The sequence below is a fragment of the Candidatus Hydrogenedentota bacterium genome, assembly GCA_018005585.1.
GTDB lineage: Bacteria > Hydrogenedentota > Hydrogenedentia > Hydrogenedentales > JAGMZX01 > JAGMZX01.
The window spans coordinates 1-16398 of record JAGMZX010000135.1 but is presented as its reverse complement, the minus strand read 5'-3'; the positions used below and the strand labels follow the sequence as shown (position 1 = coordinate 16398).

The following is a 16398-nucleotide window of genomic DNA, read 5'->3' as shown; positions in this document are numbered from 1 at the left end:
GTGGCGTACCGGCTCATCGAACCCGGCGAGGCCGCCGTGGCCGGCGCGGGCGGCGGCACGGACATTCTGGGGGCGCTGGTGCACGGTGTGCGCCACGTGACGGCTATCGAGGTCAATCCGGCCATTCCCGCGTTGTTGCGCGAGGACCTGGCGGCATTCTCGGGAAACCCTTACGGGTGGAATACGGTCACGCCGGTGATCGCGGATGGCCGCGCCTTCCTTCAGGCCACGGAAAAGCGTTTTGACCTTATCCAGATTGCGCTCCTGGATTCCTTCACTGCCGCCGCGGCGGGCGTGTACGCGCTGAGCGAAAGCTATGTCTACACCGTCGAGGCGCTGGCGCTCTATCTCGACCGCTTGAACGGCCGCGGCGCGGTTGCCGTCACGCGCTGGCTCAAGACGCCCCCGCGCGACACTCTGAAATTGTTCGCAACGGCTGTCGAAGCGTGTGAACGCGCCGGAATCGCGCAACCGGAGCGGCATCTCGTGTTCATCCGCTCCTGGAACACCGGCACTATCGTCGTCACGCGCGCGCCGCTGACCGATACACACATCGAGGCCGTGCGCGCGTTCTGCCGCGCGCGCTGGTTTGACCTGTGTTACCTGCCAGGACTGCGCCGTGAGGAGGCGAACCGGTATACCGTGCTCGACACGCCAGTCTACTACGATTTCGCGCAGGCGGTCCTTTTCGGCGACCGCGAACGCGCCTACCGCGACGCATTCTTCCATCTGCGCCCCGCTACGGACGACTGCCCCTACTTTTTCCGGTTCGTCAAGTGGCCTTCCCTCGTGAGTCTGGTGCGCGAAATGGGCGCGCCGTGGATCCCCTACGTCGAGTGGGGCTACCTGACGCTGATTGCAACCCTGTGCCAGGCGGCCGTGGCGGGGGCGGTGCTCGTCTGTCTGCCGCTCGTCACGTTGCGAAGACTGCCCGGGACGGGCGCCCTGCGCTGGACCGCGCTCTACTTCACGGCGCTTGGCTTCGGCTACATGTTTCTCGAACTTGCCTTCATCCAGAAATTCATGTTGTTCCTTGCCTACCCGGTATACGCCGTTGCCGTCGTGCTCACGGCGTTCCCGATCTTTTCGGGCATAGGCAGCCTGGCGGCCAACCGCATCCGCGCGCGGCGCATCGTGGCGCTCGCGACCGTCGTATGCGCCTTGATAGCGCTCGCGGCGGCATATCAGGCGGGGCTCGACGCCGTGTTCCGCGCGTGCGCCGCTCTGCCCGATGCCGCTAAGACCGCACTCGGCGTTGCGCTGCTTGCGCCGTTCGCGTTTCTGATGGGCGTGCCGTTTCCGTTGGGTCTCCAGTGGGTGAGCGACCACGCGCCCGCCCTGCTGCCGTGGGTATGGGGCATAAACGGATGCGCTTCCGTCGCCGGCGCTTGCCTGGCCACCACGTTCGCCGTCCATTTCGGTTTTCGCGCGGCGGTCAGCGCCGGAGGAGCGGCCTACTTGCTCGCTTGTCTCGCGTTGTCCAGATTCGTCCGGCTCGGACCGGATGGTGGATCCGCACGGACAATCACGGGCGGTGCCGTGATCCGCGGCGCGATGCCGGGTGACTAAGCGGGGCGGACCGTGCGCGCGAAGTGGTCGAGGGCTTCTTCGTAGGTCTGGGCCACTTGCGCAACCATGTTTTCGAGCGTGAAAGTGCGCTCGACCCACGGCCGCGCCGCCGCCGCCATCCGCTGGCGGCGCGCCCCGTCGTGTGCCAGTTGCCGCAGCGCGACGGCGAGGGCCTCCGAATCGCGCGGCGGGACCAGCACGCCGGTCCGGTCTATGTCGATGGTCTCGAAAGTGCCGCCTATATTACTCGCGATGATGGGCAGCCCCATGACCTGCGCTTCGAGGATCGCCGTGGGGAATCCTTCATCTTGAATACTGGGTTGGGCGAACAGGTCCATGGCGCGCAAGACGCCCGGCAAATCTTCGCAATACCCCGTAAACGTGACGCGTGACCGGATTCCGCGATTCTCGGCTTCGCGCTCGAGCGTCTCGCGCTGGTCGCCCGTGCCCACGATCAGCAGGCGCAGTCGCGGGCAATCGCCGATGACGTGTGCCGCGGCTTCAATCAAGTACTTGTGCCCCTTTTCGCGGAAGAGGCGGCTCACGGTCCCCACAACGATTTCTTCGGGCGCGATGCCCAGTTCGCCGCGGACCGTCTCGCGCGATTTGCCGCCGTCGAACTGCGCGAGGTCGAGGCCGGTGTGGATGACCTTGATGCGCTCGGCGTGCGTGCGGCCTTCGAGGATCTTCCGCTTCATCGTGTGCGAAACGGTGATGAGCCGGTCGAAGCGGGGCAGCGCGAAGTTCTTCTCTATCCAGTGATACATGCGGATGCGCCGTCGCGGTTCGGGCTCCCACCAGCCGTAGGGACTCGCCACGCACGCGCACGGCCAGCGTGTCCGCCCGAGTCCCATGAGCACGTTCGAGTTCGTGTCGTGCGTGTGAATCAGGTCAATCTCGTACTTGCGAATCAAACCGGCGACCGTGCCGCGCGCGCGGAACCAGTTGGCGCGGCTGCGCCATGGGATACGCTCCGGCGCCACGTCGCCGCCTTCGCGCCGCACCGAATCAATGAAGTCCTGGTCGCCGCGGCCCGGCGCGTCGTAAGGCACGACGATAATCTTGAACCGGTCGCGCGGCAGATGGCGCAGGAGCAGCCGGATAATCGTGTGCGAGCCCCCCAGCGCCCACGTTCGGATCAGATACAGTACAGAGACCGGTTTCACGGTGCTTCCCCAAGTTCAATGGTCAGTGCATTATCCCATCGCTCGAGCACGTCGAATTCACGCTCGATCTTGCGTTGTTCCGGGGTGGTGACGGTGACAGTGTAATTGCCGCCGAACGCGCGGAATGCCGCGACACCGGCCTCATCGGTCGTACCCGTTTCGTTCGTGCGCCATGCCGCGATCAGCGAGCGCAACCGCTCGAACGATGCCTTGGGCGCGCCGTCCGCGCGAACAAGCCCGCCGCTCAGCACCGCCGGCTTCAAGTCGGTGATGTCCCACCAGGTAATCGACCGCACCTGCGGATGCGCGAACGCGAGCGTATACACCGACTCGGCATAATCGGTCTGCGTCGATTCCGTCCAGGGCTCGCGCCAATATCCGGCGGTCCATTCTGCGCCGTACGCGGACGGCAGCGATAATTCCGTAATGTGGATGCTTTTCCCGAAACCGGCGTAGCGCTCGATCGTGTCGAGCAGGTGCGCGGGCGTGAAGGCCGGCCCCTGCTGGTTGCCGAAATCCGCGTTGAGGTGGAAACCGGGGTAGAGTTGCAGTCCCACGATGTCAATGTTCTCGAGGGCGCCGCGCTCCTGTGCGAGGCTGAGAAAAGCCGAATAGGTCATGGGGTAGTCGTCCACGGGCCGGTTGTCCGGACCATGAAAGAAATACTCTGCGCCGTAACTGAATTCGTGGGGGCTGTTGACGAGAGCGGGCTTTCCCGCCGCGGCGACATTGGCCGCTGCCGACGCGAGCAGTCGGACCATGTCCTCGCGCGGCAGACCGGCGACGTTCGTGTTCGCGGGTTCGTTCATGGCCTCCCAGACCGAAAACGAATCCGGGAAGGTCTCGATCAGCGCGCGCTGATGCGCCAGCGCCGCTTCCACCAGTTCCGCGTGCGGCATGCCGCGCGCGCGGTCGGGGAGGATGCCGTACTCCTGCATCCAGACCACGCCGTGCGCCTTGATCCGGTAGCCGAGTTTGCCGAGAGCCGAAATGCCGAAGGTCTGGTCGATGCCGCCTTTCTTGGCCTTCGGGCTTTGTGTCCAGTTCCATGCGGGCAAGACCGTCGCGTACTCGAATCCGGCTTCGCGCGCCATCTTGAAAGCGGCGGCGTTGTATGGGCTGCCCTCGTAGACGCCGAACAGAAACGCGGACCGGTTCTGCCGCAGCGAGACCTCGCAGCCGGCCACGGGTGCCCCCGCCGTATCCAGAACTTGCACGCGCAGATTGCCCATGCGCACTCCGGGGATCGCCGCGCGCGCCGCATCGAGTTCCAACTGGTCCCGCAGGCGCAACGCCTCGGCAAGCAGGCCGTCGGCCTGCGCGGCGGCCTCCTTGCGGTCTGCCGTGCGCCCCGCGTTTTCGAGGCGGTCGCGCAGCCCCTGCGCCTGCGCCCGCGCCTCCGGCGCATACGCGCCCGCGCGGCGTTCCAGGTCCGTGACAGCGGTGCGCGCGAGTTCCAGGTTGAGCAGCAACAGCCGCGATTCTCCCGCCTCTGCAAGCAGGTAGCCCCGCCCGGCGTTGTCCGCGCGCAGCATCAGCTTGCCGTAGCCGCGCACGGGCCAGAACAGCACGTTGAACGCCGCCGCAACGCCGGGCGCGACATACAGCGCGGGCAGCCCCTGCGCGCGCGGCCCCGACGTTCCGCCTGTCAATGCCCCGTGCACGGGCCAGCACGCTGCGGGGATTGCCTCCTCGCGCAGGTTCGTCGTGTACAGGAACTGCCCGGCGTGTGTGCCGTTGCGTTCGAAGTCGGCCCAGCGCATCAGCCGACCGTCCGTGTCATAGGCCTCCAGCACGAGCCCGGCTGCGGGCGGAAGGCGCAACTCGAGCGTGGGGGAATCGCCCGCGACTTGATAAATGCGCGGCTCAAAGGCGCACACCTGCAGTCCGTCGGCGTTTTCACGCGTGGGCGGCTGCACGACCAGATAGGCCGGCGCCCCCGGCGTATCCAGTTGGAACGCGCCGTCACTGCCGGTCGTAGCATGCGCGAGGCTGCTCCAGGACGCGTCCAGCAGCGCGAGGAATGCATTCGGGACCGGCGCGCCACCCGTTTCGCAAAGAGTCCCACTCAGCGAGTGGGCAGTGAGGGATAAGAGCAGGCCGAACATACAAAACAAAACGCGACGCGCCACGCCGGGCATGCTCCTCTACCGCCCGCGATGGGCCTCCGTGCTCCAGCCCCACTTGGGCAAAAGGCCTTCCTTGAAGCTCATGTTGTAGAGACACAGCACGACCGCGGCGGCGGCGATCATCCACCAGATTTTTTGCGAGAGCCCATGCAGGAACACGGCGCAAAGCACGAAAGCGACAAGACTCACAAACAACGCCGAAGCCATGGCCGCGCCTTGCGCGTCCCCTTCCGCAATGCAGCGCTTCTCCTTCAGGTACAACTGCCGCAACAACAGGGTCAGAAACGCCATGAACAGGCAGAACCCGACGAACCCGGTGTCCGCCAGCAGTTGCAGGTACATATTGTGCGTGCCGATAAAGACCGGCTGCCAGCCCGCGTACTTGACATACATGCGCATCAACGCGGCGCTCTGGTTGCGCTCATGGATGAACTGCGTTCCAAACCCGCCCGACCCATAGCCGAAAAGCGGGTTCTGCGCGAAATAACGCAACGCGGCTTCCTGCATGTCGAGGCGGCTCTGTACCGAAGTGCTGCGGGTGTATTGCTGCGGGCTGAACACGCGCTCTTTATAGGGCTGGGGCAGGACAATCCAGCCGAACACAATCAGGCCCAAGACGGCAAAGATACGCAGCGAAGTAACCCGCACCAGCCGCTTGAGCAGCAGCAGGAACGCCAGCACGACGCCGATTATGAGGCCCGTGCGCGTGAAGGTGAGCACCAGCGTGACGACTTCGATCGCCACCGTGAACAGGATCAGCGCCTTGAGCTTGTTGCTCTTCGCAATGGCATACCAATAACTGTTCAGCGGCAGAATCAGCAGGATCACCAAGGCGAGCCAGTTCGAGTGGCCCGCACGGCCGCTCACCCGGAGAGCCGGGGCGCCGCTCAGCGACTCCTGGTCGATGTACGCCACGTCTTCCGTCACCGCGCGCCACGGTTCCGCGCCCGCCACCGCAAGTTGCGGCACGAAGTATTGCGACACCGCGGCCAAAGACATGAGCAGTCCGCACACCATGATGAGCACAAGGAAGTAGTGCAGGTTGCGCGTTGAATTGAGCGTATTGACGGCGAGGAAGAAGAACCCGAGCAACGTCACGAGGCGAATCCATTCGGGCACAACCTGCGCGCGCTCGGGCGAGACCAGGGTGCAAAGCAATGCCCAAGCGCAGAACGCGCTCAGCCAGATGACCGGCCAATTGAACTCAAAGCGAATCTTGCGGATGAGCAGATTCACCAGCCACGCGCCCAGCGCCGCCGTTCCGCACAGCCGCGCCAGAGTCACCGCCAGCGCGCCGCCTTCCACCACGCCTACAATGCCTTGCGAACCGGAGAGCAACAGCAGCGCCGTCGTTGCGTACAGACCCAGTACCGGAAAATAGATGAAGAGGATGAAGAAGACCAGCCCCACAACGCCGACGATCGCCAATTTCCCCAGCAGAATGACCGCAATCCCGAACGCAATCGCAAGAAGCAGGTACCCCAGACCTTTCCACAATCCCAACGCCGGGGCCGCCGCGTGCGAATAGGCACTCATTACCTCTTCCCTCCGCTTTGGGGCCGTCTTTCCAACAATTCCCCAATTGCGCAATTGGCGCATGACGCGTCAAGTATACATCACCGCACGGATGTTTTTAAATCCCGGAGAGTTGCCGGGAAATGGCCTGACATTTCTAACGAGTCAAGAACCCCGGTATTTCTAACCAGTCTTGACATCCCGGGAAATGGCGTCCTGAGGCAGTGCGTGGTATCCTGTCGAAGGGTTCCGTCGGCCTTTGCCGGCGCGAGTAAGAAGGAGAGTACTTGTCATGGCCGGACTGTCACGACGCACATTCATGAAGACTGCCGCATTGCTTGCGACTGCCTCCGCATTCGGCGCCCCCCCCGCCGCGAATGAACGCATCCGCGTGGGTATCATAGGCTGCCGCAACCGCGGGCCCCAGGTCGCGGAATCCATGTTGCGCGCGCGCCAGTTTACGATTGCCGCGCTGTGCGACTGCGATGACGCCATGCTCGCCGAGGGCATGAAGGCGCTCGAAGGCAAGGCCGATCCCGCGCCGCGAGGCGAGAAGGACTTCCGGCGGCTGTTGGAAGACCCGGGGATTGACGCGATCGTCGTTGCGGCGCCGGACCACTGGCACGCACTTATGACGGCTATGTCCCTCGATGCGGGCAAACACGTGTACGTTGAGAAACCCGCGTCGCACAACATCGCCGACGGGAAGGCCATGGTCGCCGCGCAGGCCAAGCACCCGGACCTTGTGGTGCAAGTGGGGACGCAACAGCGCAGCGGACGCCATTTCGCGGCGGCGCGGGAATTCATCGCATCGGGCGGACTGGGCAAGGTGGCGTTCGCGCGCGGCTCGTACATCACCGAGCGGCACGAAGTCCCAATCATCCCCGATTCCGAACCGCCCGCCGGTCTCGATTATGAGATGTGGATCGGCCCCGGCCCCATGCGCCCGTACAACCGCGAACTGCTCCATTACAACTGGCACTTCCTGTACGACTTTGGGACCGGCGACATGGGGAATTGGGGCGCGCACTGGCTCGATGTCATCCGCTGGCTGCTCGGCCTGGACCTGCCCGTGTCCGTCTCAGGCTACGGCGGCAGGTACGTCGTTCAAGACGCGAAGGAATGGCCCGACACCCAGACCGTGCTGTACCAGTTCCCCGGCCTGACGCTGCTCTGGGAACTGCGGCATTGGTCGCGGTTCCTGCCCGGCGGCGGCAAGGGCAACTGCTGCGAGATCAGCGGCGACAAAGGATCGATGCTGATCGACCGCAGCGGCTGGACCATTCATCCCCGTACCGAGGGCGCCGAACCGGAGAAGAAGATTGGCAGCGAGCTGGACGTGAGTCATGCGCTGAACTTCGCAAAGGCCATCCGCGGGCAGGAGCAGCCGAACGCACCTGTCGTCGAAGGCCACAAATCGGCGATCCTTTGCCATCTGGGCAATATCGCGGCGCGCCTCAACCGCAGCGTCCAATTCGACGCCGCAAACGAGACCATCCCCACCGATGACGAAGCGATTGCGCTCATGTCCCGCGCCTATCGCGCGCCGTGGCGCATCGAGGACTGCCTGTAGGCCTGCGCGGTTATTCGCGGCGCTTGCCCTTTTTCTGGACCGAGAAGCCGAAGAACCCCAGTCTCTTTTCCAGAGCGTAGTAGCCGCCGTGGACGTAGGCGATAAGCCCCGCCCGTTCGAGGGCGAGCCGTCCCGACGGCGTGATCAGCGAAGTGGTCGCCTGCACCGCTGTTACCTCGGCGAGAAACATCGTGTGCGAGCCGAGCTTGAGCGAACGGCGCACCTTGCACTCGATGTGGAGCGGGCATTCGAGTATCAGCGGCGCTTTCACGGTCTTGGCGGGGCCGGGTGTCAGCCGCATGGCCTTGAACTTGTCCGTGGTCCTGCCAGAGACCACGCCGCAGTAATCAATGGCGCGCGCCTGGCGCACCGACGGGATATTGACCACGAATTCGCCGGACTGCGCGATGAGCTCGTGTGAATAGCGCTCTGGCCGGACCGAAATCGAGAGCATCGGCGGCTCGCTGCATATGGTGCCGGTCCAGGCCACGGTGAGCACGTTCGGCGCGCCGGTCTTGTCCACGCTGGTCACAAGCACCGCGGGCGCGGGGTAGAGCATCGTGCCCGGCTTCCAAAGCGTTTTTTCAAAGCCGCGGCATTTGCGCGGTTCGGTTTTTTGTCTGGCGCACTTCTGGGGACGTCGTTGCATCGAAGCTCTCCTCCGCGAAGACTATCGGAACATCAGGATGAGTACACTGGGCCGCTACTGATTTTCCCAGCCCAAGGCTTGTTCCGCCTGCTGATTGTAGCCGGACATCGCGTTGCCCAGCGCGCGCCGCGACTGCGCGCCCGAGGCGCCGGCAGCCGCCGTGCCGCCGCTGTTCAACTGCTGCTGCATCCCGATACCCGTCATGACCTCGCCCATCGGCCCGGCGCCGTCGGCGGGCCGCGCGGCGGCGGGCGCGCTTGCCGGAGCGGGCGCGTCCGGCAGACCGACGTAGCCGTTCTGGTTGTTGTAGACGAACGGGCGTCCGTCCGCGGTGCGCGGAGGCGTTGGCAAATAGGCCGGCACGAGCGCGTCCAGCGTGGACGGATAGTAGCCCGTCGCGGTTCCGTAACGGTGGATGGCCGCGCGGATTTCCTCAATCTTCTGCAAATCGGCGGGGTTGGGGCCGGTCATGGGCCGGTCGAGCACGCGGCCGGTCCGCGGGTCATAGCCGTAAGGCGTGCCGTCCGGCTTCGGTGGAATCGCGGGCAGATAGCCCGGCACAAGCGCCTCGAGCGACGGCGGGTACGCGCCGTTCTCGGCCTGATACGTCATGATCGCGTTCTGGATGCGCGCCTGGGCGGTGTCGCGCTCCGCGTGCTCCAACTGGCGGGTTGCCGCGGTCGCGGCCTGCTTCTGCAACTCGGCCTGTGTAGCCGCGACCGTCACCACCTCGACGCCGCAGCCCGCCGCAAGGAGCGCCGCCAGCAGGGGGATTGTCAACAGCCGCATGGGATTCTCTCCACACCGTGGCATGGGCATCATTCCCGCGAAAGCGGGGACCGTGTTCTTCCATCACCGGCGAGACGACCGTGCCACGGTTTCAGTATACCACGGTCGGGGCATTGCGCCGCGCCAGGCCGCGGCTGATATACTCGCTTCCGCAACAACAGGGCGCGCCGCGCGGCATCCCGCGCGGGGGCCGGAGGAAAGCTCTCATGAAGAATACACTGATAGTTACCATGGCATTTTTCGCGCTGGGCGCCGGCTCCGTTTCGGTAATCGCCGCGGTGGACGCGCACCGCGACGCCGCGGAACAGGTCGTAACCCTGATCCAAATGGACCGGCTCATCGAGCAATCCTACGAACAGATGGTCGATGCGCAAATCCTGGGCAATCCCGAATTGAAGCCCTACCGAGAGCTGCTCCTCGAGTTCTTCCGCAAATACATGAACTGGGAAACCCTGAAGGAAGACATCCTGAACCTGTATGTGCAGACCTTCACCGAGGCCGAACTCCAGGACCTCATTGTTTTCTACAGCAGCGAGACGGGCCAGAAGACCATCCAGGTGATGCCCGAATTGCTCCGCCGCGGCGCCGAAATCGGGGTCCAGCGTGTCCAGGAGCATCTGCCCGAACTCGAGAAGATGCTCGAAGAACGCGCCCAGGCCGGGAAATAGGGGCCAATCGCGCCGCTCAGTGCTCCAAGGCCTCGCGTACGCGCCGGTGCATGATGTCCGCCATGCATGGGTCGAGGCCGAGAGGCTCGGCGATGCGGTAGGCGACGCCCGGGAACGCTGCGGCGGCCTCTGCGGCGAAACGGGGGATGTCCTTCATGCTGTGGCGTCCGGGGGAGAGGAAATAGGGCAGGACGACGATCTCTTTCGCGCCGCGTTCGACGCAGCGCGCAAACGCCTGCCCGACCGTGGGCTCGGCGAGTTCCATGTGGGCGGGCTCCACGATGGGCATGCCTGTGCGCTCCGCGTACATGCGGCACACGCGGTGCAGCAGGGCGTTCGCGGCTTCAAGCCGGGAACCATGGTCCACGACGATGACACCTGTGCTGTTTGGTTCCGTCATGCTGATTCCGCAACCTCAAGTCTCACGCGGCGTGCCGCGCAGTTGTCCATCTGGTCCGAAGGAAAGGAATGCAGACGCTACTCGATGTATTCCCTGGGGACGCGGTTGCCGATGCCGGTGAGGATGTCATAAGGGATGGTGCCGGCATGGCGCGCCAGTTCTTCCGCGCTGATGACCTCGTCGCCGTCCTGGCCGATGACCGTCACGATGTCGCCCTCGGTAATATCGGGCAGGTGGGTGACGTCCACGACGGTCTGGTCCATGCACACCGCGCCGCGGACGCGGCATCGTGTGCCGCGGATGAGCACGTCTGCCTTGTTCGAGAGACTGTGCTTGTAGCCGTCGGCGTAGCCGATGGGCAGAATGGCGGCGCGCATGCGGCCCGCGGTGGTGTAGGTGCGCCCGTAGCTGACGCTCGAGCCGGGTTCCAGCGTCTTCACCTGCGTGACGCGTGTTTCCCAGCGCAGCACGGGCAGAAGCAGGCCGGGCCGGGGAGGCCCTTCGAGAGGCCATACCCCGTAAGTGACGAGTCCGGGCCGGACCATGTCGAAGTGCGCGCCGGGATAGTTGAGCACGGCGGCGCTGTTGGCGGCGTGGGCCTTTTCGAAGGGGATGCCGGCCTTGTCCGCGCGCTTGAGAAATTGCTTGAACGCCTTGATCTGGTTCAACGTGAACGGGTCATCTGCCTTGTCGGCCACGGGGAAATGCGTGGCGAGGCCCGCGATGTCAATGCGCGGGATGCGCGTGATGTACTGAAGCTGGTCCGGCGCCGACTCCAGACTGAAGCCTTGGCGGCCCATGCCCGTGTCTATCATGCAGTGCACCGGCATGACCTTGCCCGTCTTGAGCGCCACTTCGTCCAGGGCGCGCGCAGTCTCCACGTCGCAGATCATGAGCGTCAGCCGGTGCGCCACGGCGGCGCCGAGGGCTTCGCGGCACGGCTGGAACAACACCAGGATCGGCGCCGTGACCGCCGCCTTGCGCAGTTGGATGCCTTCATCGATCGTGGCGACGCCCAGCATCGCCGCGTGCGATTCAACGGCCTTGCGGGCCATGGCGAGCATGCCGTGGCCATAGCCATTGGCTTTCACAATGGCGGCAATGCCGACCCGGCCGCCCACCAGCTTGCGCACCACGGCAAGATTGTGCGCGTAGTGGCGCAGGTTGACGATGGCTTTCGACGGCGCGGTGGGGCTCATACCGCGGTGTCGAGCCGGAGCGCTTTCCAGTTCTGCCAAGCGAATTGCGCTCCCGAGTAGAGGGTATACATGGCAATAAGAACGATGGCCACGAGTGAAAGCGGCGCCAGCGCGTCCCGGTACATCGCAAGCCCGCCGGGCAGCAACGCCGCGGCCTGCGGCGCCAGCGCGGCGAGCCGCAGCGCCACCACGAGGGAAAGAAACGTGATCACGAAGGTCATCTGGAAAGCGGTCTTGCGCTTGCCGTAGACGCTGGCCGGGATGACGGAGCCCTCCGCCGCCGCCAGCGAACGCGCGCCCGTGACCAGGAATTCGCGCGCCAGAATAACGACGATTGTCCAGCCGGGAATGTGCAGTTCAGGCACCTGCATCAGCATGATGAACGCCGACACCATCAGCACCTTGTCCGCCACGGGGTCGAGCAGCTTGCCAAAATTCGTGATCAGGTTGCGCTCGCGCGCAATCTTGCCGTCGTAGTAGTCCGTGATCGCCGCCACGATAAACGTGACGAGGCCCAGGAGGTACGTGGCCACGTTTTCGAAGGACATGAACGCCACGAATACAATGGCCATCAGGCAGCGGCTGACCGTCAGTTTATTCGGGAGATTCATAGCAAGGCCATTGTATCACAGGCGCTGCGCCCGGCAATGCTTCCCGCATCGGGAGCGCCGGCGGCCGGATGGCTACTTCTCAATCTCGAACATGCTCGGCGGCGCCACCTCGACCGTGCCGGCGCGCACGCGGTCCTGGTAGCTCTCGATAATCGGGCGCACGACAACGGTGTAGGTGAACCAGGCAAAGACCATCAGGCCACAAACCGCGCCCCAGGCAATTACGTCCGTCATCCACGCCGGACGTTCCGGCGCTGTCGGGGCGGCGGCTTGCCGGTGTATGGGCGCCTTGCGGATACCGCCCGTACACGCGTCGAGCGCGTAGAGGAACGGCGCCGCGTCCGTTTCCAGATACTCGCAATAGGTTTTCAGAAACCCGCTGGCGAAGGCCGTTCCCGGCAGCGCGCGCAGATCACCGGCCTCGAGCGCCCGCAGATGCTCAATAGGCACGTGAATCGCATCGTGCGCCTCCACCAGAGTCCGGCCCAATTCCTCCCGCCGCGCGCGCAACGCTATCCCCTGCTCCACGAACCGGCTCATGCCTGATCGTCCTCCAATTGCGCGTTGACCAGAATCTCCCGCGCCTTGCTTCCCACATGCGGACCCACGATCCCCTTCAATTCCATGATATCAATCAACCGGGCGGCTCTAGTGTACCCTACTCGCAGGCGCCGTTGCACCATCGAAATCGAGGCCTGCCCCGTTTCCAGAACCACCCGCACCGCGTCCTCAAGCAATGGGTCCGACTCGTCTATGGCTTCTTCCCGAAGTTCCCCGGTTTTACCGAAGTACTCGATTTCATCTTTGTACTGCGGAGGAGCCTGCGTTTTCAAGTAGCCGATCAACCCGTTCATCTCCGGGTCGCTCACGAACGCGCCCTGGATCCGGATTGGCTTCGAATGGCCTGCCGGCAGATACAGCATGTCGCCTAGGCCGATGAGCCGTTCCGCGCCGATTTCGTCCAGGATGCACCGCGAATCCACGCGCGACGAGACCTGGAACGACAGGCGCGACGGGAAGTTTGCCTTGATCACGCCGGTCAGCACGTCCACCGACGGCCGCTGCGTCGCGATTATCAGGTGAATGCCGACGGCCCGCGCCTTTTGCGCAAGCCGCCCGATCGCGTCTTCCACCTCCGCGCGCGCCTGCATCATCAGATCCGCCAGCTCGTCGATGATGCACACGATATAGGGAAGCTTGCGGATCACGGTGACGGAGCCACTGCTGCCGTCCTGCTGCTCGCCCTCGACTTCGATCTCGCCGTTCTCGACGCTCTCGTTGTAAACGTCGATGTTGCGGCAATTGAGGTTCGCGAAGAGCTGATACCGCTCTTCCATTTCGTGGATCAGCCAGTTCAGCGCCGCGGCCGCCTTCTTCGGCTCGACCACCACGGGCGTGATCAGGTGCGGTATGTCGTTGAAAATCATGAACTCGACCATCTTCGGGTCGATCAGCACCAGCTGCAGCTCCTCGGGCGTGTGGCGGAACAGCAGGCTCGCAAGCAGCGCCTTCACGCACACCGTCTTGCCCGTACCCGTTGCGCCCGCCACCAGCAGGTGCGGCATCGTCGCCAGATCCGCGACACGCGGCGCGCCCGTGATATCCTTGCCCAGCGCCAGCGGCAATCTGCCCTTGTACTGCGCGAACGCGCGGTTCTCGAGCAACTCGCGGATCAGCACCTGGTCGCGCTCGACGTTGGGCACCTCGATGCCCACGCGGCCCTTGCCCGGTATGGGCGCCTCGACGCGCACCCGGTGCGCCTTCAACGCCAGCGCCAAATCGTCCGCCAGCGCGAGGAAGCGGCTCACCTTGATGCCCGGCGCCGGTTCCAGTTCATAGCGCGTGATGGTCGGCCCACGCGTGTAATCCGTTACGCGCGCCTCGATGCCGAACGTCTGCAGTGTTTTCTCGAGCAGCGCCCCCGTATGCGCCAGTTGTTCGCTCAGGTTCTTGATGACCCGGGGCCGTGGTTCGTCCAGTAGTTCCATGGGTGGGCGCGTGAAGAACCGGGGATACTCATAGTCCGGCGGCAGTTCGACCTCCGCGGCCAGTCTCTTGCGCTTTACCACGCGGCGCACCGGCCGTGCCGGACTGCATTCATCCGCGCTAAGGTCCAACTGACCGTTGCTGGGCACCGGCGCCGCCTCCGGCGCGGCATCGAGTTCGACCGTCGCGTGCAGCGGGTCCGCATCGCGCGCCAGCACCGGCTCAGGGATATTGGGGATGGCCTCGAACGGCGTGTCCTCCACGGGCGGCCCGTCAAACGGCAACTCCGCCGTTTCCGGCGGCACGAGCGGCGCAGGCGGGATGTCCTCGTCGCGTTTCCTGGCCGCGCGCACGCGTTCCGCCGGCGCTGACGAGCGCTCACGCTGCGCCACGGCCTGCCGGCGCGCGCGGTGTGCCGCCACCAGCGCCAGATTCGCGCGCAGGAAGCAGCGCGTCGCCGCGCGCGTTATCTTGAAGGTATCAACGAACAGAATTTCCGTCGAGAGCAGCAGGCCGACGAGCACCATCGTGATTCCGGTCACGTTGCACCCAATCTTCCCAAATTCAGGCAGAAACAGCCGTTCCGCCATGAAGGCGCCCAGTGCACCGCCCGGCAGGGAATGACGCAACGGGTCGGCGAAATTCAAATGCAACAGCCCCGCCACCGCACCGACCAGAATGCACGTGCCCACAATACGCGTCAACAGCCGGTCGAGCAGCTTGTACCGGAACAGCATCAACCCCCACAGGAGCGTCAGGAAATAAGTCACGTGTGCCGCGCCGCCCACGAGTATCGCCAGCGTGCCGGCGAGTATCGCGCCGGGCCGCCCCAGCAAATTCGGTGCCTCCGCGAGTCCGTCCAGATACCGGTGTGAATACCGGTGCTGCGAATCGGTAACCAGCGCCAGAAAGAGAAGAAGCGTGAGCATGAACATGCACACGCCCAGGACTTCGCAACGCCGCTCATTTTCTAATTTATTCATAAATAGCATTTTACACGCACGTTGATAAAACGTGCCTCCCTTCAGCGTGACTCCATCTTAGCAGAGATACTCTGTTTTTGCAACAACATATTGGGGCAAAATCATAGACTGTCCCTATATATCGGCACACCGGTTGAGAATGAGGGTCTATTCCATTGGAGGTGGCGGAAAAGACTACTCTTGACAACTTGCGGAGACCCCTATTGCGTGACTCCAAGGCGCGGCTTGACAAAATAATGAGCATATGCTCATAATAGAGGCGCAAGTAGCTCTCTATGGAGGTTTCCGCCATGCCGCGGCCCAAATGCTGTCGCAGAGTCGGGCTCGCACCGGACTGTACCCTTTATAAGCCCGCGGGCGTGCCGGCAACGCACCTTGAGACGGTTGTGCTTACGCTGGACGAACTCGAGGCGGTCCGCCTGGCCGACTTCGAGGGTCTGTACCACGAAGAGGCCGGTTCTCGGATGCAGGTTTCGCGCCCGACCTTCAGCCGCATCCTCGAGACGGCGCGGCGCAAGATTGCCGGCGCATTGATCGAAGGGAAAGCGGTGCGCATAGAAGGAGGCCCCGTCGAAATGAGTGCCACACGAGCATTTCAGTGCGTTTCGTGCCTTTACGTGTGGAGCGTCCCCTTTTGCGTGCCCCGTCCCGTGGAGTGCCCTCTATGCCGGAGCATTGCAATCCGCCGCATCGACATGGAACGCGGTTGCGGTCGTGGTGAAAGGAGGCGCGCGCGCCATCGCCATTACGGCCAAGACCCTTGCGCGGTGAACGAAACCAAGAAGGAGACCATCGAATGAAAGTTGCAGTGCCTTGCGATGAGAACCTGACGATTGCGGGCCATTTTGGCCGCTGCGCGTCGTTTCTCGTGTTCGAGACGGCGGGCGGGAACGTCGCGCAGGACGAAATCCGGCCGAACCGCCACTCGGCTCATGCCCACGGCGGGTGTCACGGTGAGCCCGGATCGGGGCAGCCGCACAGCCATGCGGGCATCCTGCGCGCACTCCATGATTGCCAGGCCGTGATCTGTCGCGGCATGGGTTGGCGCGCCGCTGAAGACCTCAAGGTGCATGGCATCGAGGTGTACCTCGTGCACGACGAGGACGACCCCGAGAACGCTGTGCGGCGTTTCCTCGCCGGGGAACTGAGCGGTCAGCCGCA

Annotated in this window: 15 protein-coding genes; 5 read left to right on the top strand and 10 right to left on the bottom strand. The window is 64.2% G+C overall.

Annotation, left to right across the window (positions count from 1 at the left end):
* Positions 1 to 1569 (top strand): SAM-dependent methyltransferase (locus KA184_18695; protein MBP8131615.1); only part of this gene is annotated, 1569 nt, incomplete at its 5' end.
* Here the strand turns inward: KA184_18695 and KA184_18690 are convergent.
* The 3 genes from KA184_18690 to KA184_18680 are packed head-to-tail and all read right to left on the bottom strand — an operon-like array spanning position 1566 to position 6400.
* Positions 1566 to 2735, bottom strand: coding sequence for a glycosyltransferase family 4 protein (locus tag KA184_18690; GenBank protein ID MBP8131614.1), 1170 nt, complete (start codon positions 2733 to 2735; stop codon positions 1566 to 1568). The two genes, KA184_18695 and KA184_18690, sit on opposite strands and share 4 nt — an antisense overlap.
* A complete protein-coding gene (locus KA184_18685) occupies positions 2732 to 4867 on the bottom strand; it encodes a hypothetical protein (protein ID MBP8131613.1) in 2136 nt (711 codons plus the stop codon). Before KA184_18685 ends, KA184_18690 begins: the two co-directional genes overlap by 4 nt.
* 15 nt (positions 4868 to 4882) lie before the next feature.
* Positions 4883 to 6400, bottom strand: a complete 1518-nt coding sequence (locus KA184_18680; protein ID MBP8131612.1) for an O-antigen ligase family protein — start codon at positions 6398 to 6400, stop codon at positions 4883 to 4885.
* 271 nt (positions 6401 to 6671) lie between these two features.
* Between KA184_18680 and KA184_18675 the strand changes: the two genes are divergently transcribed.
* Positions 6672 to 7952, top strand: coding sequence for a Gfo/Idh/MocA family oxidoreductase (locus KA184_18675; GenBank protein MBP8131611.1), 1281 nt, complete (start codon positions 6672 to 6674; stop codon positions 7950 to 7952).
* Positions 7953 to 7962: 10 nt separating this feature from the next.
* On the opposite strand, the gene KA184_18670 is transcribed toward KA184_18675, so the two are convergent.
* Both KA184_18670 and KA184_18665 read right to left on the bottom strand, forming a co-directional pair.
* Complete coding sequence (locus tag KA184_18670) at positions 7963 to 8601, bottom strand: flavin reductase family protein (protein ID MBP8131610.1); 639 nt, start codon at positions 8599 to 8601, stop codon at positions 7963 to 7965.
* A 54-nt stretch (positions 8602 to 8655) separates the two neighbouring features.
* The gene (locus tag KA184_18665; protein ID MBP8131609.1) at positions 8656 to 9390 is read right to left on the bottom strand and encodes a hypothetical protein; all 735 of its coding nucleotides are present in this window, start codon (positions 9388 to 9390) and stop codon (positions 8656 to 8658) included.
* Between the two features lie 206 nt (positions 9391 to 9596).
* Here KA184_18665 and KA184_18660 point away from each other — a divergent pair, with 206 nt between their 5' ends.
* On the top strand, positions 9597 to 10058 hold the full coding sequence (locus KA184_18660) for a DUF2059 domain-containing protein (GenBank protein ID MBP8131608.1): 462 nt from the start codon (positions 9597 to 9599) through the stop codon (positions 10056 to 10058).
* Between the two features lie 16 nt (positions 10059 to 10074).
* Here the strand turns inward: KA184_18660 and KA184_18655 are convergent, their stop codons facing one another.
* The 5 genes from KA184_18655 to KA184_18635 all read right to left on the bottom strand — a co-directional run bounded on the left by KA184_18655 (position 10075) and on the right by KA184_18635 (position 14844).
* Positions 10075 to 10458: a cobalamin biosynthesis protein CbiX gene (locus tag KA184_18655; protein ID MBP8131607.1), complete on the bottom strand. Its 384-nt coding sequence runs from the start codon at positions 10456 to 10458 to the stop codon at positions 10075 to 10077.
* A gap of 77 nt (positions 10459 to 10535) precedes the next feature.
* Positions 10536 to 11657, bottom strand: a complete 1122-nt coding sequence (gene alr, locus KA184_18650) for an alanine racemase (GenBank protein ID MBP8131606.1) — start codon at positions 11655 to 11657, stop codon at positions 10536 to 10538.
* Positions 11654 to 12268 carry a CDP-diacylglycerol--glycerol-3-phosphate 3-phosphatidyltransferase gene (gene pgsA, locus KA184_18645; GenBank protein MBP8131605.1) on the bottom strand — a complete coding sequence of 205 codons (615 nt, stop codon included), beginning with the start codon at positions 12266 to 12268 and terminating at the stop codon, positions 11654 to 11656. The genes alr and pgsA overlap by 4 nt, the downstream gene beginning before the upstream one ends.
* 72 nt (positions 12269 to 12340) lie before the next feature.
* Positions 12341 to 12808: a helix-turn-helix domain-containing protein gene (locus tag KA184_18640; GenBank protein MBP8131604.1), complete on the bottom strand. Its 468-nt coding sequence runs from the start codon at positions 12806 to 12808 to the stop codon at positions 12341 to 12343.
* Positions 12805 to 14844 carry a DNA translocase FtsK gene (locus KA184_18635; protein MBP8131603.1) on the bottom strand — a complete coding sequence of 680 codons (2040 nt, stop codon included), beginning with the start codon at positions 14842 to 14844 and terminating at the stop codon, positions 12805 to 12807. Before KA184_18635 ends, KA184_18640 begins: the two co-directional genes overlap by 4 nt.
* A 683-nt stretch (positions 14845 to 15527) precedes the next feature.
* Here KA184_18635 and KA184_18630 point away from each other — a divergent pair.
* Together KA184_18630 and KA184_18625 are read left to right on the top strand one after the other, a co-directional pair.
* Positions 15528 to 16037 carry a DUF134 domain-containing protein gene (locus KA184_18630; GenBank protein ID MBP8131602.1) on the top strand — a complete coding sequence of 170 codons (510 nt, stop codon included), beginning with the start codon at positions 15528 to 15530 and terminating at the stop codon, positions 16035 to 16037.
* The coding region (locus KA184_18625) for an iron-molybdenum cofactor biosynthesis protein (protein ID MBP8131601.1) at positions 16034 to 16398 on the top strand (365 nt) is incomplete at its 3' end. The genes KA184_18630 and KA184_18625, both read left to right, overlap by 4 nt.

What these genes read in the sequence shown, in the direction of transcription:
- KA184_18675 (MBP8131611.1), top strand. Translation starts at nt 6,672, where the DNA reads ATGGCCGGACTGTCACGACGCACATTCATGAAGACTGCCGCATTGCTT.
- KA184_18680 (MBP8131612.1), bottom strand. Translation starts at nt 6,400, where the DNA reads ATGAGTGCCTATTCGCACGCGGCGGCCCCGGCGTTGGGATTGTGGAAA.
- KA184_18670 (MBP8131610.1), bottom strand. Translation starts at nt 8,601, where the DNA reads ATGCAACGACGTCCCCAGAAGTGCGCCAGACAAAAAACCGAACCGCGC.
- KA184_18635 (MBP8131603.1), bottom strand. Translation starts at nt 14,844, where the DNA reads ATGGCGGAACGGCTGTTTCTGCCTGAATTTGGGAAGATTGGGTGCAAC.
- KA184_18630 (MBP8131602.1), top strand. Translation starts at nt 15,528, where the DNA reads ATGCCGCGGCCCAAATGCTGTCGCAGAGTCGGGCTCGCACCGGACTGT.
- KA184_18640 (MBP8131604.1), bottom strand. Translation starts at nt 12,808, where the DNA reads ATGAGCCGGTTCGTGGAGCAGGGGATAGCGTTGCGCGCGCGGCGGGAG.
- KA184_18655 (MBP8131607.1), bottom strand. Translation starts at nt 10,458, where the DNA reads ATGACGGAACCAAACAGCACAGGTGTCATCGTCGTGGACCATGGTTCC.
- pgsA (MBP8131605.1), bottom strand. Translation starts at nt 12,268, where the DNA reads ATGAATCTCCCGAATAAACTGACGGTCAGCCGCTGCCTGATGGCCATT.
- KA184_18660 (MBP8131608.1), top strand. Translation starts at nt 9,597, where the DNA reads ATGAAGAATACACTGATAGTTACCATGGCATTTTTCGCGCTGGGCGCC.
- alr (MBP8131606.1), bottom strand. Translation starts at nt 11,657, where the DNA reads ATGAGCCCCACCGCGCCGTCGAAAGCCATCGTCAACCTGCGCCACTAC.
- KA184_18665 (MBP8131609.1), bottom strand. Translation starts at nt 9,390, where the DNA reads ATGCGGCTGTTGACAATCCCCCTGCTGGCGGCGCTCCTTGCGGCGGGC.